Raw genomic sequence first — 23,842 nt, 5'->3', positions numbered from 1 at the left:
TCAGCGCAGAAAATTTTTCCGTCCGGCATGAAAATGCAGAACGTTGGACTTGTCTTTGCGATTTCAGCTTCACTTTGGTCGGAAGAACTTCATCTCGATTTTGTGTAGCGCCGACAGCCACCACCGTGCGCTGACATCCTTGAAAACAAACGGACGGCGTACCTTGGGGTTTGTTGGCGTTAGCCAATCCTCAGCAATTGGCCATTGTGACAGCGGTCTCTCTTTCAAGAGCGTTGTTTTTGCTTCATCAAGATCCAAGTAGCGCTTCAAATCTGTACCAACAACTCGGGCGGCGATGCGCGCTGCCAAAGTCTTAGATCGATTGCGAAAGAACGGGACTTCTGGGCAAAAAAAGACGAACGGACTTTTCATGACGGGCATATCTTCAAATAATTCACGTGCCATCTCGCAGTTGGCCCGCTCAGATGGCGCAAAGGTCCAGTTCACGGTGCGCAACCGACCAACATTGCACAAGACGACGTCGAAATAGGCCAACCTTCTGGCAAAGTTTTTCTCTGAAATTCCTGCTGCGGTACGGTAAATATTTTCGTCAGGGTATGCATCAACCTCTCGGCGGAATCGGCGCATCCGAGCGGCCTTCATGAAGAGGACGCATAAAAAAGCACGGCGATCATTGGCGCGAAATATTCTGTCGATTTCGTAAAGATCGTCAGGCCCAACAGGTCGAACGACCTGTGTATCATCTTGCAGTAAAATAAGATAGTCATGCTCGGCCATATCAAGAGCGCGCTGCATGTTTGCGTAGAGCCCTCCATGTCGCTCTTCATCCTTCGTATCAGCACGGACGACCTCGGCATCTGTTCTTGATAGATATTCGAGCATGGCCGGATCATCGCTGTTGTCATCAAATATACGCAGTCGAGCGTCCGGCATATTTAGGCGAACTGAATCAACGCAATTTTTCAGGTATTCGACCCGATTATAAGAAAATATGGCGACTTCGATCATATTTTTTCCTTGGTCAAGGCGATATTTTCGAGGGTTTGCCTGTACGAACAAGCCAATCTAGGGCGGCCCGATCAAGCACCACATTCTCCTCAATGGCCGCCACCTTGCGCATAACGCGGCGCAGGTGATCAGCGTCGGGGGTGGTGAGGTTCGGGCCACGGGCGATTTTGGCGCGGAGTTCGGCGTCGGAACGGGTGTAGTAGTGGTTCAACTGGATGTGGTCGGCGGAGTAGAAAGCGCGATTCTCGCGCTTGGTGGTTTCGCCCCGGTCGTTCCACGATTGGGGGCTGCCGTCTGTCCAGATTTGATGCACTTTCATCGACGTGACGCGACAAGGATCGACGATCATCTTGAAATTCCGCAGGCCCTTTTGATCGCTCATCGGGTCGGGGTTGCGCTGGGTATAGTTCGCCAGAACGCCGCCCTCGGGCGGTGTCATATGGCCGGAACGTCCGAACATATGCCAAGGCAAGCTGATCTGGGGGATGTCACCCAGATGGGCGAGGGCTTGAGGCAGGGAAGCGGCCTGTTTCGGGACAAGAAATTCATCAACGTCGATAAAGGTCATCCAGCGAAAACCCGCGCCAAAGTTGGCAACAGCATGGGCATAGGCCAAAACCTGATTGTGAATCTCGCGGGGGCCATCGCGGAATTTCTGCGCCCATGGAAGGATGACGACATCGGGCGCTTCGGTGCGCAGGGCGGCGAGGGTGCCATCGGTGCAGCCGTTGTCATAGACGATGAACCGCGAAACCCCGGCCAGCCGATGAAAGCGGGCCCATTCGGCGATATGGGTTTCCTCGTTCCGCACGATCAGCACGACGGCAATCCCCGCCCTGTCGGCCTTGGGCCGGGGCGGGGTGATGTCGATGCGGGTGATCTGGCCAGCGCGGCGAAGAAACCTGAACATGGCCCCTGTTAGCAGAGGGGGCCATGTCCGCCAAGGCTAGGTTCCATACTGATCATGCAGCCGCCACCAGACATAGGGCGGCGTCTGGGGCACCCATTCGGGGGCCTCTTGCCAATCTTCTTGCCGGCCCATCGGCGTGATGTCGAGCGTGCCGAAACAGCCCACCACCGCCTCGGTCCCCCGATCATCGCAGCCATAGGAATAAAAGACCTTGCCGCCGTTCTGGATAAAGACGCTGTAGCCTGGCCCATAGTCGTGTCCGCTGAAATCGACGTTGAAGGTGCCCAGCGTCTCGACCCAGTCAAAGCCCCAGCCCATCCGCTGTTTGAAGGCGTTGATCTGGGCGAGCGGTGCGGCCGAGACCAAGACAAGCGTGGTGTCGCGGGCGTTCAGATGTTCCATCCTTGGCAGTTCATCGGCCAGCATCGAACAGCCGGGACAGGGCGAGGGGTCATCGGGGCGCAGCATATGATGATAGACGATCAACTGCCTGCGGCCCGCGAACAGGTCGATCAAACCTTTTTCGCCCTGATCCGTTACAAAGCGATAGTCTTGCGACACCGCCACCCAGGGCAGTTCCCGCCGTTTCGCCGCCAGACGATCCATCGCCCGCGTGATTTCCTTTTCCTCGGCCAAAAGCGCATCGCGCGCGGCCTGCCATTCGGCACGGCTGACCACGGGTTGCCCCGCCAGTTCCGGCATCTGTATATCTTTCATCGCCCTTCTCCCGGTTCGTTGATCGCCCACATCAGCCCAAAGGGGTCGCGCACCCGCCCATAGCGGTCGCCCCAGAATTCCTGCCGGAAAGGATGGGTCACCACGCAACCCGCCGCCACCGCCCGATCCCACCAGAAATCGCCCTTGTCGGTCACGATTTGCAGAGTCAGGCCTTTGTCTGTCGCAGGCTCTCCCTCGGCCCCGATGTTCGGCATCGTGTCCATCACCATCAGAACGCCGCCGTTGATGGCCAGTGAAGCGTTCATCAATGTACCGCTTTCATCCCGCGCCGGTTCGCCCAGCACCTCGGCCCCGAAAGCCTTGGCATAGAAATCAATCGCCTTTTGCGCACCGTCGATGGCCAGATAGGGGATTACCCCCTGCATCAACCGCGCCATGTCTTGTTCCGACATCACCTTCTCCCTGTTGTTGGTCATACATACCAAATGGTTTGTATTCTGGTCAACAGATTCGAACCTTGTGCTGTTGACTCTGCCCAAACCCCCGCTATAAGCCGCCCGTCCCGGTTTTGCCGGGGCAATTCATTGGTGTTGGTGGACCCCGCAAGGGGATGCCTGTCGGATCGCAAGATCAAAGGACAACGCCCTTCGTAACCGAATGAAGGAGATCAGCGGTGACCAAACGCACCTCTGCCAAGTATAAAATTGACCGCCGTATGGGCGAAAACATCTGGGGCCGTCCGAAATCGCCGCTGAACAAGCGCGAATACGGTCCGGGCCAGCACGGCCAGCGCCGCAAGAACAAACTGTCGGACTTTGGTACCCAGCTGCGCGCGAAGCAAAAGCTGAAGGGTTACTATGGTGACCTGACCGAAAAGCAATTCCGCAAGATCTATGGCGAAGCCGAGCGTCTGCGCGGCGACACCGGCGAGATGCTGGTGGGTCTGCTGGAGCGTCGTCTGGACGCTGTTGTCTACCGCGCGAAATTCGTGCCGACCGTGTTTGCCGCCCGTCAGTTCGTGAACCACGGCCACGTGACCGTGAACGGCCAGCGTGTGAACATCGCTTCTTACCGTGTGAAAGAAGGCGATGTCGTCGAGGTTCGTCAAAAGTCGAAGCAACTGGCACTGGTGCTGGAAGCTGTCGCTTTGACCGAGCGTGACGTGCCGGACTATGTCGAAGTCGACCACAGCAAAATGACCGCGAAATTCGTGCGCACCCCGTCGCTGGGCGATGTGCCCTATCCGGTCGTGATGGAACCGAACCTGGTCGTCGAATACTACGCGAAAAACTAACCGGGCGGTGGGTTTCACCCATCCTACGGAAACGCACAGAAGGCCGCGCAGATTGCGCGGCCTTTTTGCATTGCGCTGCGGGGTGGCGGGGGCGATGTTCAGCGCCGAAATCAGGAGGATGCGCGATGGAATATCGGCGTTTGGGCAATTCGGGCTTTATGGTGCCGGTGCTGACTTTGGGCACGGGGACGTTTGGCGGCAGCAATGACTTTTTCAAGGCTTGGGGGGCGACGGATGTGGCCGAAGCCTCGCGCCTGATCGACATCTGCCTTGAGGCGGGCCTGTCGATGTTCGACAGCGCCGATGTCTATTCGGGTGGGCAGGCCGAAGAAATTCTGGGGGCGGCGGTCAAGGGACGCCGCGACAAGGTGCTGATATCGACCAAGGCGACCTTTTCGATGGGCGAGGGGCCGAATGAACGGGGTTCCAGCCGCCATTGGCTGACCAAAGCGATTGACGGATCACTAAAACGGCTGGGGACAGACTACATCGACCTGTTCCAACTGCACGGCTTTGACGCGCTGACCCCGCAGGAAGAGGTGCTTTCGACGCTGGACGCGATGGTGACGGCGGGCAAAATCCGCTACATCGGTTGCTCCAACTTCTCGGGCTGGCATTTGATGAAATCGCTCGCCACCGCCGACCGCATTGGGACTGTCCGCCATGTCGCCCATCAGGCCTATTACTCGCTGATTGGCCGCGAATATGAATGGGAGCTGATGCCCCTTGGCGCGGATCAGGGCGTGGGCGCTGTGGTCTGGAGCCCCTTGGGCTGGGGCCGTCTGGGCGGAAAATATCGCCGTAGCAATCCGATTGGGCCGGATGCGCGGGCCACGCAGAACGGCAATTCCGCACCGCAGGTGAGCGATGAGCGGTTCTATGCGGTGATGGATGTGCTGGACGAACTGGCCGCGGAAACCGGCAAGACGGTGGCGCAGATTGCGCTGAACTGGGTGGTGAACCGGCCCACGGTTTCCACCGTGATCATCGGGGCGCGGAACGAACAACAGTTGCGCGACAATCTGGGGGCGGTGGGCTGGAAACTGACGGCGGATCAGGTGGCGCGGCTGGATGCGGTCAGCGATCCGGGGCTGGCCTATCCCTATTGGCACCAGTCGGGTTTCCGCGACCGCAATCCGGTGCTGGTCGGGAAATAGACCCTGAACCCTTGCAATCTGGCCCGCAATCGGTTGTTTGCGGGCCAGTGCTATTCATGGGGTCCGCTGATGAAACCGACAATCGAGAACCAGTTTGAACGCGGGTTGTTCGCAAGCCGCTGGCTGATGGCGCCGATGTATCTGGGGCTGGTCGTGTCCTTGGGGATGCTGACCATCATCTTCTGCCGCGAATTGTTCTATTATGCGCCGCAGGTGTTCGAGATGCGGGTGGAGGAAGGCATTCTGGTCGTCCTGTCGCTGATTGACCTGACGCTGGCCGCCAATCTGCTGCTGATCGTGCTGTTCTCTGGCTACGAGAATTTCGTCTCGAAATTCGACTTTGACACTGGCGATGACCGGCCGGAATGGATGGGCAAGGTCGATTTCGGCGGGCTGAAGATGAAACTCATCGCCTCGATCGTTGCCATTTCCGGCATCCATCTGCTGAAACGCTTCATGGAGATCGGCGATACGGCAGCGGATGCGAAATATGGTGACAAGGAACTGATGTGGTTCGTCATTATCCATCTGACCTTTGTCGTCTCGGGCGTGTTGATGGCGCTGATGGATTGGCTTCAGGCGAAGGCCTACAAGAAATAAGGGGGCAAGATGTCCTATATCCAACACGCGCGGGTCGATGGGCCCTTGGTGATGATCGGCTTTGGTTCGATTGGCCGGGGCACCCTGCCGCTGATCCTGCGGCATATCGGCTTTGAACCGGGGCAATTCACGGTGATTGAACCATCCGGCGGCTATGCCGGGCTGATGGCAGAGCATGGCGTTAAGCACCTGCAAAGGGCGCTGACGCCCGACAATCTGCGCGAAACGCTGGTGGGGCTGTTCCCCGATGGCAAGGGGCTGATCGTCAACCTGTCGGTCGATGTCGATTCCATCGAGGTGATGGAATTGGCGCAGGAACTGAACGTTCTATACTTGGATACGGTGGTCGAACCCTGGCCGGGCTTCTATTTCGGCTCGCCCCTGCCCAATGCCGAACGGACGAATTATCCGCTGCGCGAAAAGGTGCGGGAACTGGGGCGGAAGTATCAGGGCGGGCCGACCAGCATTTCCTGCTGTGGGGCCAATCCGGGGATGGTGTCCTGGCTTTTGAAAGAGGCGCTGCTGGAACTGGCCAAGGATACGGGCATCGCCGCTGCGCCAAAATCGCGCGAAGATTGGGCCGATCTTTCGATGCGGCTGGGCGTCAAGGGTGTGCACATTGCCGAACGCGATACGCAGGTTTCGGCACGCCCCAAACCCGCCGGGGTTTTCGTCAATTCCTGGTCGGTGGATGGCTTGTTGTCCGAGGGCTATCAGCCTGCCGAACTGGGTTGGGGCACGCATGAGAAAAAGCTGCCGCCCCTAGGGCATCGCTTTGACTTTGGCGCGGGTTATGCGATCTGGATCGACAAGCCCGGCGTTGATACCCGTGTGCGCAGCTGGTGCCCGGATGTCGGGCCGCAGTTCGGGCTGGTGGTGACGCACAATGAAAGCCTGTCGATCCCGGATTATTATACCGTCTGGCAAGGCGATCAGGCGGTCTATCGCCCGACCTGCCATTACGCCTATCACCCCTGCAATGATGCGGTTCTGTCGCTGTATGAGGCGAATGGGGCCGGCGTCTTGCAGGCGGAAAAGCATATCCTGACGGAAGCGGAAATCACGGGCGGTGGTGATGATCTGGGCGTCTTCCTCTACGGCCATGCCAAGGGGGCCATGTGGTACGGCAGCCGGTTGACCATCGAAGAAACGCGGGCCTTGGCGCCCTATCAGAATGCGACGGGGATGCAGGTCACCTCGGCGGTGCTGGCGGCGATGGTTTGGGCGATTGAAAACCCGACGGCGGGCTTTGTCGAGGCGGATGAGATGGACCACACCCGCTGCCTGTTCGTCCAGCGACCCTATCTGGGGCGGGTGGAAAAGCACTACACCGACTGGACGCCGCTGAAAAACCGCATCAACCGCTTTGCGGAAGACCGGGATGATGAGGATCCTTGGCAGTTCACCAATTTTCTGGTGGCCTGAGCCATACCAAAGCAAAAACCCCGGCGTCAGCGCCGGGGTTTTTATTTGAGGGCATAACGGATCAGATGCTGTTCAGATCGCCGATCAGCGCGTCGATGTCACCGCCGCGCTTGTCGAGCATCGCACCAATCTCGGTGCGCTCGGAGGCCAGCATGTTCACGCCTTCGATGATGATGTTGAAGAACAGGTCACGCCCCGACTTGTTCGACACATGCCAGCGCAGATCAAAGGGCGATTCACCTTGCAAGTGAGCCACCGAGATCACCTCAAAATAGGTCTTTACCGGGCGAGCATCGGTCACTTCGATCTTGCCACCGATAAATTCGCGGAAGCGGCGGCCATACTTGCGGCTGATATAGCCTTGGAAAGCCTTGGTGTAGGCTTTCATCTGGCCATCCGACGCCTGCCGCGCAGCCACGCCAAGGGCGGACCGGGCGATCACGGGCACATCGGCGTATTTGACAAAGATCTTTTCGAAATCGCCGAACATGGCCGCCTCGGCCTTGCCCGAGTTGATGACGTTGTTCACGTCGCCGATGGCCTTGTCAATCAGCGCGCGGGCGCTGTCGACGTCGAGCGCGCGGGCCGCACCGGGCACAAGGGCCATGGCGGCACCACCAACAAGGGTGGCACCAAAGATACGCCGGGTCAGAACGGCGCGCGCAAAGGGATCATTCTGCATAGGGATCATCCTCGTAGGGATCAAGGAAGGTTTCGTCATTGGCGGCGGCCGCGTCGGCCCCTGCCCCTTGGCCCAGTTCAAAGCGACGGTTTTGCAGATACAAAAGCCGCGCCTGGGCATAGCTGTCGGCGCTGTCATAGAGGACAGAATCAACGGTGTCTTTGAAACGGTTGCGATCACCCAATTTGGAGCCAACCTTTGCCGCGCTGGCGTAATAGCTTTCGGGCGACGGCAGAACGGCACTGACCGGGTTCAGGAAGACATCGACAATGGTGCCCGCCGTATCGCGTTCGGTCGAAGGGCCCAGCAGCGGCAGCTCTTGGTACGCGCCTTCGCCGACACCCCAGACGTGCAGGGTTTCGCCAAAGTCGGTCTTGCGGGCCGGAACACCAATGGCGCTGGCAAAATCGAACAGGCCCAAAATGCCAAAAGTGCTGTTCAGACCAAAGCGAAGCATATTCTGGCCGACCGCATCGGGACGACCTTGCAGGGCCCCGTTGACGATGTCGCTGGGGGTATCCAGATTGTTGGCAAAATTAGCGATGCCGCGTTCCACCGGATCGGGGAGTATCGTGCCATAGGCGGTCGAGGTGGGACGCACCAAGGCCTTGTCGACGGCAACGTTGAAGCCGTGAAACGACCTGTTCACGTTTTCGTAAGGATCGTTCACGCCTGAGGCGGGCGGGGCGGCACAAGCCGAAAGAGACAGCGCCAAAGCGGGGGCCAGAACCGGAACCGACCGGATCCCCTGTGCGCGAATAGAGAAAAACACGTTGCTCACCTGCCGTTTCGGCTATTTCCGAACATGACGCGACCCGAAATGGCCCGCGACAAAGCTTGACAAGAAATAGAAGTCCTTTAGGCCCAGCACAACCGGCAAAAGCCAGCCCTGCGCAAACCCTGCGCAAACAATGGCCAGTTTCCGCCGGGCACGGAATGGTTTATGACATGATGCAACCGGGGCAAGACCTGGAAAAAGCGCATTGGACGGGAGTGGGCTATGAAGCCTGAGAATATGGCCGGTCTGGCCGAGTTGCGCGCAGCACGAAAAGAATCCGGAGGGCTGATCCTTTCGGCATTCTTGTTCTCGATCTTTGTGAACATGCTGCAACTGACAGGTTCATTGTATATGTTGCAGGTCTATGACCGCGTTCTGGGCAGCCGATCTGAGGCGACGTTGGTGGCACTATCGGTGCTGGTGGTGTTCCTGTTCATCATGATGGGCATTCTGGACCACGTCCGGGGCCGTGTGATGGCGCGGATCGGAGCCAAGTTTCAGCACAATCTGGACCGGCGGGTGTTTGAAGCCTCGGTCAAGCGGATGGCCTATGCGCCGGGTGATCCTGCGGCACAAGCCGCTCAGCGCGATCTGGAATCGGTGCAGCGACTGTGGTCTTCGCCGGTTTTGCTGGCCGTGTTCGATATTCCTTGGACGCCCATTTTCATCGGGGCGATCTTTGTCTTCCATTCCTATCTGGGCTGGATGGCGATTGGCGGTGGGATCGTTCTGGTGATCCTGACGATGCTAAACCAATGGGGCACGAAAGGGCCGATGAATTCGGCCAATATGGCGACGCTTCAGGCCGAACGGATCGCCGAAAACCTGAAAGCGGAATCCGAGGTGGTGCAGGCTTTGGGCATGACCGAAGCCGGCTTTGACCGCTGGCAGAAAGCGCGGGGCAAGGCGCTGGAGGAAACGCTTCAGGCCGCCGATGTGGGTGGGGCCTATTCGACCCTGACCAAAACCTTCCGCGTCTTTCTGCAATCGGCGATCTTGGGCATGGGGGCCTGGCTTGCGCTGCGCGGGGAACTGAGCCCCGGTGCCATGATCGCGGGTTCGATCCTGATGGGCCGAGCTTTGGCCCCGATTGAAATCGCGGTGGGCCAATGGGCCGTGGTGCAGCGGGCGCAAGAGGGATGGAATCGTCTGTCCGCCCTGCTGTCGCGCGTGCCGTCCGAAGAAAAGCGCACTGCCCTGCCGCGCCCTAAGGCGCTGCTGGAGGCGCAGAACCTGACGGTGGTGCCGCCGGGTGAACATGCCGCGACGCTGCGCATGGTGAACTTCAAACTGGAACCGGGGCAGGCGCTTGGCGTGATCGGACCTTCGGGTTCGGGCAAATCGACGCTGGCACGGGCCCTGATCGGTGCTTGGAAGCCGGCGGGCGGCAAGGTGCGGCTGGATGGGGCGACCTTGGATCAATACGATCCCGACACCTTCGGCAGCTATGTCGGCTATCTGCCGCAGAGGGTAATGCTGTTTGAAGGCACGATTGCCGAAAACATAGCCCGTCTGCAAGCCAACCCCGATGGGGAAAAGGTGGTGGCGGCTGCCAAAAAGGCGGCGGCGCATGACATGATCGTGGCGCTGCCCGATGGTTATGACACCCGTGTGTCGGCCTTGGGTGGGCGTTTGTCGGGCGGGCAAATACAACGCATCGGTCTGGCACGGGCGATGTATGGTGATCCGATCATGCTGATTTTGGACGAGCCGAACTCTAACCTCGACAACGAGGGGTCGATGGCCCTGAACATCGCCATTCGTTCGATGAAAGATGAGGGCAAGGTTGTGCTGATCATGGCGCACCGTCCCGCAGCGATTCAGGAATGTGATCTGCTGATGGTGATCGAAGATGGAACACGGCGAGCCTTTGGCCCACGTGATCAGGTTCTGCGGGATATGGTGAAGAACCACACCGAAATTGTGAAAAGCGCAGGGCCAGGGGGCGTGTCGTGAGCAACGGAAGCAAGGGTCGGTCGGCCCGTCGGCATATCATTCTGGGCTATCTGGCGCTTTTTGTGCTGGTGGGCGGCTTTGGCGGCTGGGCGGTGTTCAGCAATATCGCGGGGGCTGTCGTCACCTCGGGCAAGTTGGAGGTGGAGCGCAACCGTCAGGTGGTGCAGCATCCTGATGGCGGGGTGGTGGCCGAGATTGCGGTGAAGGAAGGCGATACGGTCAAGGCGGGCGATGTGCTGCTGCGGCTGGATGGCACGATGCTGCGGTCGGAACTGGCGATTGTCGAAGGGCAATTGTTCGAACTGATGGCCCGCCGGGCGCGTTTGACGGCGGAACGGGACGATGCCGAAGCGCCAGTGTTCAATGAAGAGTTGTTGAAGATGGTGGCCGAACGTCCGGATGTGGCCGAGCAGGTGGACGGGCAACAGCGGCTGTTCGTGGCGCGACGCGACACTTTGGCGCAGCAGACAAAGCAGTTGGCGGAACAGAAAAAGCAGATTGAAAGCCAGATCAAGGGCATCGACGCGCAGATCACGGCGACAAAAGATCAGGTCGTGTTGATCGAACAGGAACTGGTGGATAAACAGGGTCTGCTGGAAAAAGGGCTGGCGCAAGCCAGTCAGGTTCTGGCCTTGCAGCGGGAAAAGGCGCGGCTGGATGGGCTAATCGGCGAATTGACCGCCAATCTGGGCCAAAGCGCCGAACGGATCACCGAAATCGAGATTCAAAGTCTGGGTCTGGCCGCGGCGCAGCGCGAAGAAGCCAGCACGCAGCTGCGCGACATCGGGTCGCAGGAGTTGGAATTGGCCGAACGCCGCCGGGCGCTGACCGAACAGATTGGGCGACTGGACGTGACCGCCCCGGTTTCGGGCATTGTGCTGGGAATGCAGGTAAATACGGTGAAATCGGTGGCGCGGCCGGCGGATCCGTTGCTGTATATTATCCCGCAAGACTTGCCCTTGGTGATCACCTCGCAAGTGCCGAACCACCACATTGATCAGGTGCATCCGGGGCAAGAGGTGGAGTTGGTCTTCTCGGCTTTCTCGACCCGCACCACGCCGCATCTGAAAGGGCATGTAAAGGTTGTCTCGGCGGATGCTTTCACCGACCAGAATTCGGGTGCATCCTTCTATCGCGCCGAAATCGAACTGGATCCGGGCGAGCAGGAAAAGCTGGAGGGGCTGGTTCTGGTGCCGGGGATGCCAGTCGAGGCTTTCATCAAGACAGATGACCGTTCGCCGATGGCCTATCTGGTGAAACCCTTCGCCGATTATTTCAACCACGCCTTCCGCGAAAGCTGATCCGATGCATGCGATTGACGCGAAACTGGCCGAACTGGGGATCAACCTGCCCGAGGCTCCACCACCCGCGGCCAACTATGTGCCTTGGGTGATTGCAGGCGGGCTGATCCATGTGTCGGGCCAGATCAGCCAGTATGAGGGCAACCTGATCAAGGGCCGTCTGGGGGCGGATTTCGACGTGGTCGAAGGCGCGCAGGCGGCGCGGTGCTGCGCGATCAGCATTCTGGCGCAAGCCAAGGCGGCGGTCGGGGGCGATTGGTCAAAGGTCAAGCGGTTGGTGCGGCTGGGTGGTTTTGTCTGCTCGACCGAAGATTTCACCGATCAGCCCAAGGTGATCAACGGCGCTTCGGACCTGATGGTCGAGGTTTTGGGCGAGGCGGGGCGTCATGCCCGCGCCGCCGTTTCGGTGCCCAGCCTGCCCTTGGGCGTGGCCGTTGAAATCGACGCGGTGTTTGAGCTGGTCTGATGATACCCAAACTTCCTGCGGCTTTCCTAAGTCGGCCCCTCGCCCATCGTGCGCTGCATGACCGGGCGGCGGGGCGGATCGAGAATTCGCTTTCGGCGGTGCAGGCGGCTGTCTTGGCGGGCTATGGCATTGAAATCGACGTGCAGTTGTCGCGCGACGGGCAGGCGATGGTGTTTCACGATGAAACCTTGGACCGGCTGACCGATGCAAAAGGCGCAGTCGCGGCGCGAGATGCGGCAGAACTGGGCCAGATTGCCTTGCGTGATGGCTTGGGCGATACGATCCCGACCTTGGCGCAGGTCTTGGCGGCGGTGGCCGGGCGTGTGCCCTTGCTGATCGAAATCAAAGACCAAAGCCTGACCCTGACCGAAACCGATGGGCGGTTGGAGACGGCGACGGTGGCCGCGCTGCAAGGCTATGCCGGTGATGTGGCGCTGATGTCCTTTAATCCACATGCCGTGGCGCATGTCGCGCGGTTGGCTCCGCATCTGCCGCGCGGGCTGACCACGGATGCTTTCGATGCCGATGAATGGCAGGGCGTGGCGGCGGAAACCTGTGCCCGGCTGCGCGCGATTCCCGACTATAATGCGGTAGGGGCCAGCTTTCTGTCGCATGACTGGCATGATCTGACCCGGCCCCGCGTGACCGAACTGGCACAGCAAGGCGCGGAGATTCTTTGCTGGACGGTGAAATCGCCCGAGGCCGAGGCGGTGGCGCGGCAGACTGCGCGGAACATCACCTTTGAAGGTTACGCCGCCCCCTTCCCGGCTTGACCTTTCCCGGCCCAGCGCCAAGTCTGGGTCAGGGAAACCCGCCCCAAAGGTGCCAAAATCGCCGAACTGACCCTGCAAGTCCACGACAGCCTGACCGCTATTTCGGCCCAGGATTGGGACGCGTTGGCCGCGCCCGGCACTGGCCGTCCGGTGAACCCGTTCCTGACCCATCGCTTTCTTTTGGCGCTGGAACAGTCGGGCTCCGTGGGCAGGGGCACGGGTTGGCAAAGCCTGCCCTTGACGGTGCATGACGGCGAAACCCTGATCGCCGCCGCACCCATGTATGCCAAAAGCCATTCCCAAGGCGAATATGTCTTTGACCACGGCTGGGCCGAGGCCTTTGAGCGCGCCGGTGGGCGCTATTACCCGAAACTGCAAATCGCCGTGCCTTTTACCCCCGTTCCCGGCCCAAGGCTTTTGACCCTTCCGGGCTATGAAGCGACGGGACGCGCGGCGCTGATCGAAGGCGCGACGCGGCTCGCGCGGCAGAACGGGCTTTCGTCGCTGCATGTCACCTTTTGCACAGACGATGAAACGCAGACCGATCTTCGCCTGATGCCACGAACAGGCCAACAATTTCATTGGCACAATGCGGGCTATGGCAGTTACGACGATTTTCTGGCCACCCTCGCCAGCCGCAAGCGGAAAACGCTGCGCAAGGAAAGGGCCGTGGCGCAAGGCTTTGGCGGCACGATCCGCAGCTTAACGGGGGATGATATCCGTCCCGAACATTGGGATGCCTTCTGGCATTTCTATCAGGACACTGGCAGCCGCAAATGGGGGCAGCCCTATCTGACGCGGGAATTCTTTGACCAAATTCATCAGACCATGCGCAACGACATGCTGCTGGTTCTGGCGGAACGAGACGGGCGGGCCATCGCCGGGGCTCTGAACTTTATCGGGTCCGAGGCGCTTTATGGCCGCTATTGGGGCTGCATCGAAGATCACCCCTGCCTGCATTTTGAACTGTGCTATCATCAGGCCATCGACTGGGCGATCGCCCATGACCTAAAGCGGGTGGAGGCGGGGGCGCAGGGCGAACACAAGCTGGCGCGGGGCTATCTGCCTGTGGCCACCCATTCACTGCATTGGATCGCCGATCCCGGCTTTGCCAAAGCGGTGGAACGATACCTAGTCGAAGAACGCGCGGCGGTGGACGAAGAGATCGAGGTGCTGACCGCCTATGGCCCCTTCCGCAGGGGCGCCTTGCAGCAGGAAAGGGAACAGGATGGTTGAGAAACTGACCGAGGCTGAACGCAAAGACGCCCTGCCCGGTTTGGGCGAAAAGGGTTGGCAGGCCGTCGATGAGCGTGATGCCATCCGCAAGGTCTGGAAATTTCGCAATTTCAGCGAGGCTTGGGGCTTCATGGCCCGCGCTGCACTGGAGGCGGAAAAGCTGAACCATCACCCGGAATGGAAGAACGCCTTCAATGTGGTCGATGTGACCCTGACCACACATTCCTGCAAGGGCCTGTCCAGCCTTGACCTGAAACTGGCCGCGAAGATGGACGCTTTCGCTGGGGCCGCCGAGGTTCATTCCGACCACGGCCAGCCCATTCAATGCCTTTGCGAGTTGCGCCCGCATCAATAGACGAAAAAGCTGTCCACCCAGATGTCGGGATCAGGCGTCAGGGTAAAGACCAAGACCTGCTTTTGCTTGCCCGACCCGTCCGCATCATACCAGACGCGGCCGGTCGCTTCGTCAAAGATGATCCGGTCCTTGGCATCCAGCGCCTTGGTGCCGCCGCAAAAGCGGTTGGCCTGCAAGCGCCCTTCTGGCCCCAGCCCTTGGAAAACATTGCCGTTCAACAGGATCGTATCCTGCTCATCGACAAAATCCACGATCACGTCCGCCTGCCCGCGCAGGGGTTTGGCCGAGAACACGAATTGATCTTCGCCACCGTTCCCGGTCAGGGAATCTTTGCCCAGACCGCCCGACAAAAGGTCATCCCCTTCGCCACCCAGCAGCGTGTCGTTGCCCTTGCCGCCATAAAGCTGGTCATTCTGAATGTCCCCGTTCAGAAAGTCCTGCCCATTGCCGCCAAACAACTCGTCATGGCCAAACTCGCCATACAGCTGATCGCTTCCACCCTTGCCCAGCAGCCTGTCGCTGCCCGTCCCGCCGGTCAGCGCATCGGCCTGTTTGCAGCCAGTGATCACGTCATTGCCGGTCATCAGCGCCATCCGGATGCCCGGCGCGAAGTCGCCTGCAAAGGCCCCCCAGAAGGTTTGCGCCCCGGCAGAAAGATCCCCGGCTTTCACCAGCACCTTACCGCCAACTTTCAACTCGATTCCCGTGATGGTGCCGGACTCCACATCCAGCGCTTCGCCGTTGCGAACATAGGTCAGGTCTTTGCCCGTGATCCGCAGTTCAGTGTTGCCCAGCTTTAGGACAAGGCCTTTCGCCGTATGGCTGACCATTTCCAGCCCGACCATCCGGGCAAAGATGGCATCCATGCTTTGCGGCCCAAGGCGCGGATTTTCAAAGATTGTCCAGTTCGGCATGATCTGCGGCTCCTGCGTTGCGATGGGCGGAACCTGCCGAAACGAGAGCGGGCGCGAAAGTCAGGGATACCCGACCTTCGCGCCCGATCAATGTCTTACAGCGGACTTAGATCGCGTCCAGCATAGCCTCGCCACCCGAAATGTCGCAGACGCCGGGGCTTTCTTCCAGGTTCAGAACCTTGACCACGCCATTGTCGGCCATCAAGGCGTAGCGCTTTGACCGACCAATCAGGCCCGCTGGCGGCGCATCAAAGTTCAGGCCGATTGCCTTGGTGAACGACCCATCCGCATCGCCCAGCATCGAAATGCCGGCCGCCGTCGCGCCCGTTGATTCGCCCCAGGCCTTCATCACAAAGGGATCGTTGACCGAAACGCAGATCACCTCATCGACGCCCTTGGCGGCCAGTTTGTCCTTGTTGCGCATGAAACTCGGCACATGCGCCGTCGTGCAGGTGCCGGTATAGGCCCCCGGCAGACCAAAGATCACGACCTTCTTGCCGGCCAGACGGTCGGCCAAAGCCACCGCCTCTGGCCCATTTTCGCCCATGCGCAGAAGGTTCGCGCCCGGCAGTTTGTCGCCCACGGAAATCGTCATTTTTCGGCCTCGTTGCGTTGCGTTGTGTTGGGGCCAGTTATAGTTTGCCGGGAACAAAGGGCCAGCAGAAAGGGCATTCGATGACGCATATCGTGGCAATCGGGGCCGGGCAGGCCGGGGCGGCCTTGGTCGCGCGCCTGCGTTCGCAGGGCTTTGACGGTCAGATCACCCTGATCGGCGAGGAACCCGTTGCCCCCTATCAGCGCCCCCCCCTGTCGAAAGGCTATCTGCTGGGCGAGATGGGCTTGGATCGTCTGATGCTGCGCAGCGATGAATGGTATGTCGAAAACAACATCACGCTGCGCTTGGGTCAGCCGGTGGAAAGCATCAACACCGACAGCCGCACGATCTGGTTTTCCGACAATGAGTCGCTGCACTATAACGAGTTGGTGCTGACCACCGGCTCCATCCCACGCCGCCTGCCTGCGGCCGTGGGTGGCGATCTGGCGGGGGTATACACGGTGCGGACCTTGGCCGACGTCGATGCGATGCGCGCGGAATTTCAGGCGGGCAAGCGGCTTTTGATCGTCGGCGGCGGCTATATCGGGCTTGAGGCCGCAGCGGTGGCGGCAAAACTGGGCGTCGATGTGACGCTGGTTGAAATGTCGCGGCGGATCCTTTCGCGCGTGGCGGCGGCGGAAACTTCGGACTATTTCCGCAATCTGCATATGTCGCAGGGCGTGATGATCCTAGAGGGCGTCGGTCTGGAAACCCTGCTGGGCGAGGGCCGGGTGAGCGGGGCGAAACTGTCCTCGGGCAAGGAAATCCCGGTCGATTTCGTCATCGCCGGGGTCGGCATCCTGCCCACGACGCGACTGGCCGAAGTGGCCGGGATCGAGATCGACAATGGCATCAAGACCGATGCCCAAGGGCGCTGTTCGGCGGACCATGTCTGGGCGGCAGGCGATTGTGCGTCCTTCCCGATGGGTGAGGGGCGGATGCGGCTGGAATCGGTGGGCAATGCCATTGATCAGGCCGAACTGGTGGCCGACAACCTGCTGGGAGCGGGTAAGGATTATGTGCCAGCGCCTTGGTTCTGGTCGGACCAGTATGACACGAAGTTGCAGATTGCGGGCCTCTCGACCGGGTATGACCATATCGTGACGCGCGGTCCTGCGGGGGATGCTGTGTCCTTCTGGTATTATCAGGGCGACAAGCTGATTGCCGTCGATGCGATGAACGATTCCCGCGCCTATATGGTCGGCAAGCGGCTGATTGAATCGGGCAAGACGGCGGATGCGGCCAAGGTCTCGGACCTGTCGGTCGAATTGAAAAGCCTGCTGAAATAATGCGGATCATCGGTGGGGCGCGGCGGGGGCTGCATCTGGCGGACGTAGGGGCAGGCGATCCCGCCGCCCATCTGCGCCCGACATCCGACCGGGTGCGCGAGGCGATGTTCAACCTGATCCAGAACGGCAAAGCCGCCGCCAAATCCGATCCGGTGCGGGGCAAACGGGTGCTGGACCTGTTCGCGGGCACGGGTGCGTTGGGATTGGAGGCGCTGTCGCGCGGCGCGTCGGATGTGACTTTTGTCGATGACGGCAAGGTCGCGCTGGCGCTTCTGAAGGCAAATATCGAAAAGATGCAGGCGCAAGAGACGACCGAGGTTCTGCGGCGGGATGCGACGAAACCGGCCACGAACACCGGGGCCGCGTTCGATTTGATCTTTCTGGACCCACCCTATGGGAAAGGGCTGGGGGAACTCGCACTGGCGGCGGCGCAGATTGGCGGTTGGATCGCAGCGAAGGCCTTGATCGTCTGGGAAGAAGGCAGCGAACCCACCCTTCCCGCCGGTTTCACCCTGATCGACCAGCGCCGCTATGGCGAAACTGTGGTCACCCTGCTGCGCGCGGCAGCCTAAGGTCGCAGTCGCGCCACTTGCTTCTGGCCTTGGCGCAAGCCCCCCGCTAGAACGCCCATGACTTCAGCCAAGGGAATCCCATGTCCGACATCCGCCCTCAGCCCGGCATCCTTGACATCGCCCTGTATCAGGGTGGCAAGGCCCATGTGGCGGGCGTGTCGAACATTGTGAAATTGTCGTCGAACGAAAACCCCTTTGGCCCTTCCGACAAGGCGCGTGAGGCTTTTTCGCGGGCGGTCCACAATCTGCACCGTTATCCGAACACCGACCACGCAAGCCTCCGCCAAGCCATCGGCGAAGTGCATGGGCTGGACCCCGCCCGCATTATCTGTGGGGTGGGTTCGGATGAGGTGATCACCTTCCTCTGCCAGGCCTATGCCGGGCCGGGGGATGAGGTGATTTATACTGAACACGGGTTCCTGATGTACCGCATCAGCGCCCTCGCTGTCGGGGCGACCCCTGTTGAGGTTGCCGAACGCGATCGCGTGGTCGATGTCGATGCCATTCTGGCGGCCTGTTCCCCCTTTACGAAGCTGGTGTTTCTGGCCAATCCGGCCAACCCGACCGGAACGATGATTTCGCTGGCCGAACTGGAGCGGCTGGCGAAAGGCCTGCCGCGTCAGGCGATGCTGGTGATCGATGGGGCCTATGCCGAATTCGTCGAAGGCTATGATGGCGGCGCGGAACTGGCGACGCGCCTGCCGAACGCGTTCATGACGCGGACCTTTTCCAAGATCTATGGTCTGGGCGGGCTGCGCATTGGCTGGGGCTATGGGGCGCAAGCCGTCATTGATGTGCTGAACCGCATTCGCGGGCCGTTCAACCTGTCCGCCGCCCAGCAAGAGGCCGCAGAGGCCGCCGTGCGCGACCGCGGCTTTGTCGATCATTGCCGCAGTGAAAACGCCCGCCTGCGGGTCTGGCTGGCCGAGGCTTTGGCCGAGATGGGCGTGCAATCCGATGTCTCGATGGCGAATTTCGTGCTGGCCCGCTTTGCTAGCGCCGAAGAAGCCACCGCTTGCGATGAATTCCTGCAATCGCAGGGCCTGATCGTGCGGCAGGTCTCGTCCTATAAGCTGCCGCACTGCCTGCGCATCACCGTGGGGGATGAGGCCGCCTGCCGCCGTGTGGCCCATGCCATTGGCCAATTCAAAGGGGCGCGCTGATGGCGGTCATTTACAACCGTGTCGCGTTGATCGGGCTGGGGCTGATTGCCTCGTCCATGGCCCATGCCCTGCGAGCAGGCGGTTTTGCGGGTGAAATCGTAGGCTATGCCAAAACCGCCGAGACGCGGGCGACGGCGCTTGAAATCGGTCTTTGCGACCGGGTTTTCGATACGGCGGCCAAGGCTGTGCAGGGCGCCGATCTGGTGGTTCTGGCGGTGCCCATTGGGGCAATGGGCGCACTGGCCCAAGAAATCGCGCCGCATCTGGCGGTGGGGGCTACGGTCACCGATGTTGGTTCAGTCAAGCAGGCGGTTATTGATGCTGTTGCCCCGCATATTCCGACTGGCGTTCACTTCATTCCCGGCCACCCCATGGCCGGCACCGAATATTCCGGGCCCCGTTCCGGCTTTGCCACCCTATTCCAGAACCGCTGGTGGTTGCTGACCCCCTTGCCCGAAACCGACGCCGCCGCCTTGGCCCGCTTTCGTGGCCTTTTGGAAAGCATCGGCGCCAAGGTCGATACGATGGACGCCCCTCACCACGATTTGGTCGTGGCCGTTGTCAGCCATACGCCTCATCTGATCGCCTATACCATGGTTGGCGTCGCCGATGACCTGCGCCGCGTCTCAAACTCCGAAGTCATCCAGTATTCGGCGGCGGGTTTCCGCGACTTTACGCGGATTGCCGCCAGTGACCCCACCATGTGGCGCGATGTGTTCTTGACGAACAAGGACGCAACGTTGGATATTCTCGGCCGGTTCACCGAGGAACTCTTCGCGCTGCAACGGGCGATCCGCCTGGGCGATGGGGACCACCTTCATGCGTATTTCACGCGGACAAGGGCCATTCGGCGGGGGATCATCGAAGCCGGACAGGATACCGCTGCCCCCGACTTTGGGCGCACGCCGAAAACCTGAAACGGCCCCAAGGGGGACGGACGATGCTGAAACAAACGGCGCTGGCGCTGCTCTGCGGGTCTTTGGCTTGGCCTGCGATGGCTGATCTGCGGCCCCTGCAACGTCCCCTTTCGGTCGAGGAAAAGGCCGATCCGTCCTTTGCCCCCGTTAACGATATCCAGCCCATCCCCCGCCCCTTGATCCGGCGTGAGGAATTTGCGGCAACCATCGCTCCGAACCAGAAGCCCCTACCCCGTCCCGGCAATCAGGATCTGTCGGACCCGCTGATGATGGTCGCCCGCGACGGCACCCCAGCACCGCAATGGCCCGCCCCCCGCCTCTTCGGCAAACCGCCCTTTGCATTGTCCGACATCGCCCCTCTGCCCGCCTCGCCCATTGCTGTGACGATGGCCCCGGAACTTCCCTCCTCACCCTTGGCGGTCAGCGTTTCGCCGGCCGCCGCGACCGCGCCTGAGATTTTGACCACTGCCTCCACCGCTGGTGCGGCAGCTTTGCCCGCGATGCGCCCATTGGCCCGTTCCCTGCCGCAGACGGTCGCCGCCATGCGGCCGAAATCCCGGCCCGAAGGGCTGGATCAGGCCGTGGTGGTAAAACCAGTCGTGGTGGCCACAGGACTTCAGGAATCCATTCGCCCCGAAGCGCGTCCCGTGCAAAAAAAGCGCAAAGTGAAACTGCAACCCGAGGCCGAGGTCATTCAGGCCGCCGTCGTGACGCCCGCCAAACCCGGCAAGACAGGCGTCGTGGGCAAGAAAGGTTCGGTCTGTGGCGATCCGGCGATCAAAGGCCAGACCTTGGCCCCGATCACATCCAAGGTCAGCGGTTGTGGGATTGCCGATCCTGTCCGCGTAACATCGGTGGCGGGGGTCAAACTGTCGCAACCCGCCGATCTGGATTGTGATACGGCGATTGCGTTGAAATCCTGGGTCGAGAATGGTCTGCAACCGCAGTTCGGCAAGAACGAGGTGGTGCAGTTGCAGGTGGCAGGGCACTACGTCTGCCGTCCGCGCAACAATGTGCGGGGCAATAAGATCAGCGAACACGGACGCGGCAACGCTATCGACATTTCTGGTCTGGTTCTGGCCGATGGGCAATTGCTGACCGTGCAAGGCGATTTCGGCCATAAGGGGCTGGGGGCGGCGATGAAGGCCGCACACAAAGCCGCCTGCGGGGTCTTTAACACGACGCTCGGGCCGGGTTCCGATGGCTATCACGAAGACCACATGCACTTTGACGTGGCCTCCGGTCGCGGTCCCTATTGCCGCTGATAATCCCGCGCGCCGAACAAGGCGCTGCCAACACGGATATGCGTGGCCCCACAGGCGATGGCCTGTTCGAAATCGCTGCTCATCCCCATGGAAAGCTGGCTCAGGCCGTTGTCTTGGGCCATCTTGGCCAGTTGCTGGAAATGCGGGATGGAATCTTCGCCTTCTGGCGGGATGCACATCAGACCCTTGGGATGCAGATCCATTGCAGCCAGCGTTTTCAGAAATGATTCAGTCTCGTCGGGCAGAATGCCTGCCTTTTGCGGCTCGGCCCCAGTATTGACCTGCACGAACAGTTCCGGGCAGCGCCCTTGGGCTTGCACCAGTCGCGCGATCTTTTCGGCAAGGGAAATACGGTCGACCGTCTGGATGGCATCGAACAGATCAAAAGCCTGTTTCGCCTTGTTGGTCTGCAAGGGGCCGATCAAGTGGACTTGCGTGCCGGGATAGCGCGCCCGCAGGTCGGGCCATTTGCCTGCGGCTTCCTGAACGTAGTTTTCGCCAAACACCCGCTGGCCTGCGTCCAGCGCGACAACGACCCGTTCCAATGGCTGCACCTTGGAAACCGCGATCAAGGTCACCGAATGGGGCGAACGCCCCGCCGCCAGTTCTGCCGCCCACACCCGCGCCAAAATATCTGCCAGCGCCATGCCCGCCTCCGAATCGCCTTGCCACAAATGGAAAGGGCGAGCCGAAGCCCGCCCCCCATCTTGTCTGATCCCTAAGGATTAGAACGTCATCGCGACGCCGAGGTCGAACGCGGTGTCGCCCAGATCGGTGTCAACGATACCGCCTTTAACCGAAGCGCCACCGCCCAGGTCATAGGCTGCACCGATGCCGAAACCGTCGTCCGTGCCGTGATCGGCGTAGAAAGCGGTGAAGGTCGTAGCACCAGCAACATAGTCGATCGAAACAGCAGCGCGGGTGTCAGCAGCGCTGTCTTGATCAGCAACGCGCACTTTTGCAGTGACGGCGCCAAACGTTGCATCAGCACCCAGCGTCAGCTGGTCGTCGCCGTCTGCATCTTCGTAACCCAGAGCAACCGAGAAGGTCTCTGCTGCGTATTTCACAGCGATCGAGACCGTCGCGTCAACGCCGTCATACTGCTGGCCAACCGACAGAGCGCCGGTGAATGCACCCGAGGTGTATTCATACTTGGCAGCAGTTTTATCGTTGCCCAGGTAACCCAGTTCGTTGTAGTCGCCCAGACCGGTCAAGCCAACGCCCGACACGTTGCCAACGATGTTGTCAGCAGCGGTGCCCACGTCGCCCATCGACAGCTTGCCGAAAGCGCCCGAAATGTAGACAACCGAATCACCATTGGTGGTGCCGGTGGTGCCGTTGTTGATCGTGGTGATCACTTCGGTAACGTTGCCGTCGCCGTCGATGTCGTTGGTGTCGACGATATCGATGGTGCCGCCGTTGCCGCTCGATTGGTCGTTACGGACTTCAGCGCCAAAAGCCAGACCGCCGTCGGTTTCGCCTTCCATGACGAATTTGACGCGAACGCGCGAGGTGAACTGTGCGCCGTTTACGCCGCCATCATCGATGATACCCATGCGGGCTTCACCGGTCACGGTCACTTCAGCGGCAGCAGCGCCTGCAAAGCCAGCGAGCATCGTCGTGGCAAGAAGAATCTTTTTCATGTTTTCCCTCTTTCTCAAGGTGCGGCCCGACCCAGGGGAATCCGGGGCGGGTATGGATGCCTTTATTCCATTCCAGCGCGGGGGATTGCAACCGCGACAGACCGACCAGGGGGAAGAACGTGGCCAATGGTGCAGCAATGTCACAGTCCGGTTTTCCCCACCCAAAGCCTAGGTCAGGTGGGGTAAGTGGGCTTTACCACTAGGGAATGTGGGCAATGGCCCACCTTCGCGCCAAAGGTCCGGGGGCATGGGAAAGTTCTTGTCGCCCCCCGGCCCACAGGCTAGACAACGGGAACCTTTCCGCCTTGGGGATCGAACATGCCTGTTGCCCGTTTCTTACTGCTTGGCACTGCTTTGCTGACGCTTTCGGCTTGCGGGGGCGGAATCGGATCAGGCAATCTGTTTGGTGGCAACCGCACGGGTATTCCCTCGGCTGAACAAGATGCCCGCAAGGCCGCGGCCGATGAACAACGTCGCAATCTGGCGCGGAACTTGGGCGAGGATGAGGACAAATCCACGATCTGGGACCTGTTCGGCAACCGCGATGACCCCAACACCACGGTCGAGGTCAACAAATACCTCTGGAACGCCTCGCTGGACGTGCTGAACTTCTTGCCGATCCAGTCCGTTGATCCCTTTACCGGCGTTATCGTGACGGGCTATGGCACCCCGCCCGGCGGAGGGCGCGCCTATCGCGCGACAATTTATGTGCAGGATCCGGCGCTGGATGCCCGCTCGTTGAAGGTCTCGCTGCAAGGCTCTGGCGGCCAAGCTGTTGCCCCCGCCGTAGCCCAAGCCGTCGAAGACGCCATTCTGACCCGTGCACGGGAACTGCGCGTGCAGGACAGCAAGCTGTAAGCCCCGACTGGACCTTTCCCGCGCCAAGGTTATAACCGCCCGGAAC

The 23,842-nt window shown here is 60.4% G+C and carries 26 protein-coding genes; 16 read left to right on the top strand and 10 right to left on the bottom strand.

Annotated features, from left to right (window positions below):
• Positions 1-69: 69 nt before the first annotated feature.
• The 4 genes from IE095_RS09225 to IE095_RS09210 are packed head-to-tail and all read right to left on the bottom strand — an operon-like array spanning position 70 to position 3,009.
• Positions 70-969 (bottom strand): glycosyltransferase, encoded by a 900-nt coding sequence (locus IE095_RS09225; protein ID WP_189411363.1) that lies wholly within the window; start codon positions 967-969, stop codon positions 70-72.
• Positions 970-982: 13 nt separating this feature from the next.
• A complete protein-coding gene (locus IE095_RS09220) occupies positions 983-1,879 on the bottom strand; it encodes a glycosyltransferase family 92 protein (RefSeq protein WP_189411362.1) in 897 nt (298 codons plus the stop codon).
• 36 nt (positions 1,880-1,915) lie between these two features.
• A complete protein-coding gene (locus IE095_RS09215) occupies positions 1,916-2,596 on the bottom strand; it encodes a DUF899 domain-containing protein (protein WP_189411361.1) in 681 nt (226 codons plus the stop codon).
• Complete coding sequence (locus IE095_RS09210; protein ID WP_189411360.1) at positions 2,593-3,009, bottom strand: VOC family protein; 417 nt, start codon at positions 3,007-3,009, stop codon at positions 2,593-2,595. The genes IE095_RS09215 and IE095_RS09210 overlap by 4 nt, the downstream gene beginning before the upstream one ends.
• A gap of 221 nt (positions 3,010-3,230) precedes the next feature.
• Here IE095_RS09210 and rpsD point away from each other — a divergent pair, with 221 nt between their 5' ends.
• The 4 genes from rpsD (at position 3,231) to IE095_RS09190 (ending at position 7,033) form a co-directional block, all read left to right on the top strand.
• Positions 3,231-3,851, top strand: coding sequence for a 30S ribosomal protein S4 (gene rpsD, locus IE095_RS09205; protein ID WP_189411359.1), 621 nt, complete (start codon positions 3,231-3,233; stop codon positions 3,849-3,851).
• A gap of 125 nt (positions 3,852-3,976) precedes the next feature.
• Positions 3,977-5,008: an aldo/keto reductase gene (locus IE095_RS09200; protein WP_189411358.1), complete on the top strand. Its 1,032-nt coding sequence runs from the start codon at positions 3,977-3,979 to the stop codon at positions 5,006-5,008.
• A gap of 69 nt (positions 5,009-5,077) precedes the next feature.
• Positions 5,078-5,608, top strand: a complete 531-nt coding sequence (locus IE095_RS09195) for a TIGR00645 family protein (protein WP_189411357.1) — start codon at positions 5,078-5,080, stop codon at positions 5,606-5,608.
• A 9-nt stretch (positions 5,609-5,617) separates the two neighbouring features.
• The gene (locus tag IE095_RS09190) at positions 5,618-7,033 is read left to right on the top strand and encodes a homospermidine synthase (protein WP_189411356.1); all 1,416 of its coding nucleotides are present in this window, start codon (positions 5,618-5,620) and stop codon (positions 7,031-7,033) included.
• 61 nt (positions 7,034-7,094) lie between these two features.
• Here IE095_RS09190 and IE095_RS09185 read toward each other — a convergent pair whose 3' ends face one another.
• Both IE095_RS09185 and IE095_RS09180 read right to left on the bottom strand, forming a co-directional pair.
• Complete coding sequence (locus IE095_RS09185) at positions 7,095-7,715, bottom strand: MlaC/ttg2D family ABC transporter substrate-binding protein (protein ID WP_189411355.1); 621 nt, start codon at positions 7,713-7,715, stop codon at positions 7,095-7,097.
• The gene (locus IE095_RS09180; RefSeq protein WP_373295409.1) at positions 7,705-8,487 is read right to left on the bottom strand and encodes an MlaA family lipoprotein; all 783 of its coding nucleotides are present in this window, start codon (positions 8,485-8,487) and stop codon (positions 7,705-7,707) included. The genes IE095_RS09185 and IE095_RS09180 overlap by 11 nt, the downstream gene beginning before the upstream one ends.
• A 228-nt stretch (positions 8,488-8,715) precedes the next feature.
• Between IE095_RS09180 and IE095_RS09175 the strand changes: the two genes are divergently transcribed.
• From IE095_RS09175 to IE095_RS09150, 6 genes are read left to right on the top strand one after another with little or no spacing between them, the layout of a single operon-like run.
• A complete protein-coding gene (locus IE095_RS09175) occupies positions 8,716-10,449 on the top strand; it encodes a type I secretion system permease/ATPase (RefSeq protein ID WP_189411353.1) in 1,734 nt (577 codons plus the stop codon).
• Positions 10,446-11,750, top strand: coding sequence for an HlyD family type I secretion periplasmic adaptor subunit (locus tag IE095_RS09170; RefSeq protein WP_189411352.1), 1,305 nt, complete (start codon positions 10,446-10,448; stop codon positions 11,748-11,750). Before IE095_RS09175 ends, IE095_RS09170 begins: the two co-directional genes overlap by 4 nt.
• Positions 11,751-11,754: 4 nt before the next feature.
• On the top strand, positions 11,755-12,216 hold the full coding sequence (locus IE095_RS09165) for a RidA family protein (protein WP_189411351.1): 462 nt from the start codon (positions 11,755-11,757) through the stop codon (positions 12,214-12,216).
• Positions 12,216-12,989, top strand: a complete 774-nt coding sequence (locus IE095_RS09160; protein ID WP_189411350.1) for a glycerophosphodiester phosphodiesterase family protein — start codon at positions 12,216-12,218, stop codon at positions 12,987-12,989. Before IE095_RS09165 ends, IE095_RS09160 begins: the two co-directional genes overlap by 1 nt.
• A gap of 57 nt (positions 12,990-13,046) precedes the next feature.
• Positions 13,047-14,225, top strand: coding sequence for a GNAT family N-acetyltransferase (locus IE095_RS09155; protein ID WP_189411586.1), 1,179 nt, complete (start codon positions 13,047-13,049; stop codon positions 14,223-14,225).
• On the top strand, positions 14,218-14,580 hold the full coding sequence (locus tag IE095_RS09150; RefSeq protein ID WP_189411349.1) for a 4a-hydroxytetrahydrobiopterin dehydratase: 363 nt from the start codon (positions 14,218-14,220) through the stop codon (positions 14,578-14,580). The genes IE095_RS09155 and IE095_RS09150 overlap by 8 nt, the downstream gene beginning before the upstream one ends.
• Here IE095_RS09150 and IE095_RS09145 read toward each other — a convergent pair.
• On the bottom strand, positions 14,574-15,494 hold the full coding sequence (locus IE095_RS09145) for a calcium-binding protein (RefSeq protein WP_189411348.1): 921 nt from the start codon (positions 15,492-15,494) through the stop codon (positions 14,574-14,576). The two genes, IE095_RS09150 and IE095_RS09145, sit on opposite strands and share 7 nt — an antisense overlap.
• 106 nt (positions 15,495-15,600) lie before the next feature.
• A complete protein-coding gene (locus IE095_RS09140) occupies positions 15,601-16,089 on the bottom strand; it encodes a peroxiredoxin (protein WP_189411347.1) in 489 nt (162 codons plus the stop codon).
• An 80-nt stretch (positions 16,090-16,169) separates the two neighbouring features.
• On the opposite strand from IE095_RS09140, the gene IE095_RS09135 reads away from it, so the two are divergent.
• The 5 genes from IE095_RS09135 (at position 16,170) to IE095_RS18320 (ending at position 21,295) form a co-directional block, all read left to right on the top strand.
• Positions 16,170-17,378: an NAD(P)/FAD-dependent oxidoreductase gene (locus IE095_RS09135; RefSeq protein WP_189411346.1), complete on the top strand. Its 1,209-nt coding sequence runs from the start codon at positions 16,170-16,172 to the stop codon at positions 17,376-17,378.
• Positions 17,378-17,950: a 16S rRNA (guanine(966)-N(2))-methyltransferase RsmD gene (gene rsmD, locus IE095_RS09130; protein ID WP_189411345.1), complete on the top strand. Its 573-nt coding sequence runs from the start codon at positions 17,378-17,380 to the stop codon at positions 17,948-17,950. The genes IE095_RS09135 and rsmD overlap by 1 nt, the downstream gene beginning before the upstream one ends.
• A gap of 80 nt (positions 17,951-18,030) precedes the next feature.
• Positions 18,031-19,113: a histidinol-phosphate transaminase gene (gene hisC, locus IE095_RS09125; protein WP_189411344.1), complete on the top strand. Its 1,083-nt coding sequence runs from the start codon at positions 18,031-18,033 to the stop codon at positions 19,111-19,113.
• Positions 19,113-20,030 carry a prephenate/arogenate dehydrogenase family protein gene (locus IE095_RS09120; protein WP_189411343.1) on the top strand — a complete coding sequence of 306 codons (918 nt, stop codon included), beginning with the start codon at positions 19,113-19,115 and terminating at the stop codon, positions 20,028-20,030. Before hisC ends, IE095_RS09120 begins: the two co-directional genes overlap by 1 nt.
• A 23-nt stretch (positions 20,031-20,053) precedes the next feature.
• Positions 20,054-21,295 carry an extensin-like domain-containing protein gene (locus IE095_RS18320; protein WP_229804668.1) on the top strand — a complete coding sequence of 414 codons (1,242 nt, stop codon included), beginning with the start codon at positions 20,054-20,056 and terminating at the stop codon, positions 21,293-21,295.
• On the opposite strand, the gene IE095_RS09110 is transcribed toward IE095_RS18320, so the two are convergent.
• Together IE095_RS09110 and IE095_RS09105 are read right to left on the bottom strand one after the other, a co-directional pair.
• Positions 21,283-21,942: a YggS family pyridoxal phosphate-dependent enzyme gene (locus IE095_RS09110; protein ID WP_189411342.1), complete on the bottom strand. Its 660-nt coding sequence runs from the start codon at positions 21,940-21,942 to the stop codon at positions 21,283-21,285. The genes IE095_RS18320 and IE095_RS09110 overlap by 13 nt on opposite strands.
• 78 nt (positions 21,943-22,020) lie before the next feature.
• On the bottom strand, positions 22,021-22,938 hold the full coding sequence (locus tag IE095_RS09105; RefSeq protein WP_189411341.1) for a porin: 918 nt from the start codon (positions 22,936-22,938) through the stop codon (positions 22,021-22,023).
• 318 nt (positions 22,939-23,256) lie between these two features.
• Between IE095_RS09105 and IE095_RS09100 the strand changes: the two genes are divergently transcribed.
• Positions 23,257-23,796, top strand: coding sequence for a DUF3576 domain-containing protein (locus tag IE095_RS09100; RefSeq protein ID WP_189411340.1), 540 nt, complete (start codon positions 23,257-23,259; stop codon positions 23,794-23,796).
• The last annotated feature ends 46 nt before the right edge of the window (positions 23,797-23,842 follow it).

It is taken from the genome of Neogemmobacter tilapiae (genome assembly GCF_014652215.1).
Taxonomy (GTDB): Bacteria; Pseudomonadota; Alphaproteobacteria; order Rhodobacterales; family Rhodobacteraceae; genus Neogemmobacter; species Neogemmobacter tilapiae.
Note: the sequence above shows the minus strand (reverse complement) of the source record. Positions and strands in the feature narration are given on the sequence as shown.

Bases quoted from the DNA above. Each gene is read 5' to 3' on its own strand.
- IE095_RS09225 (WP_189411363.1), bottom strand. From the start codon at position 969: ATGATCGAAGTCGCCATATTTTCTTATAATCGGGTCGAATACCTGAAA.
- IE095_RS09220 (WP_189411362.1), bottom strand. From the start codon at position 1,879: ATGTTCAGGTTTCTTCGCCGCGCTGGCCAGATCACCCGCATCGACATC.
- IE095_RS09215 (WP_189411361.1), bottom strand. From the start codon at position 2,596: ATGAAAGATATACAGATGCCGGAACTGGCGGGGCAACCCGTGGTCAGC.
- IE095_RS09210 (WP_189411360.1), bottom strand. From the start codon at position 3,009: ATGTCGGAACAAGACATGGCGCGGTTGATGCAGGGGGTAATCCCCTAT.
- IE095_RS09200 (WP_189411358.1), top strand. From the start codon at position 3,977: ATGGAATATCGGCGTTTGGGCAATTCGGGCTTTATGGTGCCGGTGCTG.
- IE095_RS09195 (WP_189411357.1), top strand. From the start codon at position 5,078: ATGAAACCGACAATCGAGAACCAGTTTGAACGCGGGTTGTTCGCAAGC.
- IE095_RS09190 (WP_189411356.1), top strand. From the start codon at position 5,618: ATGTCCTATATCCAACACGCGCGGGTCGATGGGCCCTTGGTGATGATC.
- IE095_RS09185 (WP_189411355.1), bottom strand. From the start codon at position 7,715: ATGCAGAATGATCCCTTTGCGCGCGCCGTTCTGACCCGGCGTATCTTT.
- IE095_RS09175 (WP_189411353.1), top strand. From the start codon at position 8,716: ATGAAGCCTGAGAATATGGCCGGTCTGGCCGAGTTGCGCGCAGCACGA.
- IE095_RS09165 (WP_189411351.1), top strand. From the start codon at position 11,755: ATGCATGCGATTGACGCGAAACTGGCCGAACTGGGGATCAACCTGCCC.
- IE095_RS09160 (WP_189411350.1), top strand. From the start codon at position 12,216: ATGATACCCAAACTTCCTGCGGCTTTCCTAAGTCGGCCCCTCGCCCAT.
- IE095_RS09150 (WP_189411349.1), top strand. From the start codon at position 14,218: ATGGTTGAGAAACTGACCGAGGCTGAACGCAAAGACGCCCTGCCCGGT.
- IE095_RS09145 (WP_189411348.1), bottom strand. From the start codon at position 15,494: ATGCCGAACTGGACAATCTTTGAAAATCCGCGCCTTGGGCCGCAAAGC.
- IE095_RS09140 (WP_189411347.1), bottom strand. From the start codon at position 16,089: ATGACGATTTCCGTGGGCGACAAACTGCCGGGCGCGAACCTTCTGCGC.
- IE095_RS09135 (WP_189411346.1), top strand. From the start codon at position 16,170: ATGACGCATATCGTGGCAATCGGGGCCGGGCAGGCCGGGGCGGCCTTG.
- rsmD (WP_189411345.1), top strand. From the start codon at position 17,378: ATGCGGATCATCGGTGGGGCGCGGCGGGGGCTGCATCTGGCGGACGTA.
- hisC (WP_189411344.1), top strand. From the start codon at position 18,031: ATGTCCGACATCCGCCCTCAGCCCGGCATCCTTGACATCGCCCTGTAT.
- IE095_RS09120 (WP_189411343.1), top strand. From the start codon at position 19,113: ATGGCGGTCATTTACAACCGTGTCGCGTTGATCGGGCTGGGGCTGATT.
- IE095_RS18320 (WP_229804668.1), top strand. From the start codon at position 20,054: ATGCTGAAACAAACGGCGCTGGCGCTGCTCTGCGGGTCTTTGGCTTGG.
- IE095_RS09110 (WP_189411342.1), bottom strand. From the start codon at position 21,942: ATGGCGCTGGCAGATATTTTGGCGCGGGTGTGGGCGGCAGAACTGGCG.
- IE095_RS09105 (WP_189411341.1), bottom strand. From the start codon at position 22,938: ATGAAAAAGATTCTTCTTGCCACGACGATGCTCGCTGGCTTTGCAGGC.
- IE095_RS09100 (WP_189411340.1), top strand. From the start codon at position 23,257: ATGCCTGTTGCCCGTTTCTTACTGCTTGGCACTGCTTTGCTGACGCTT.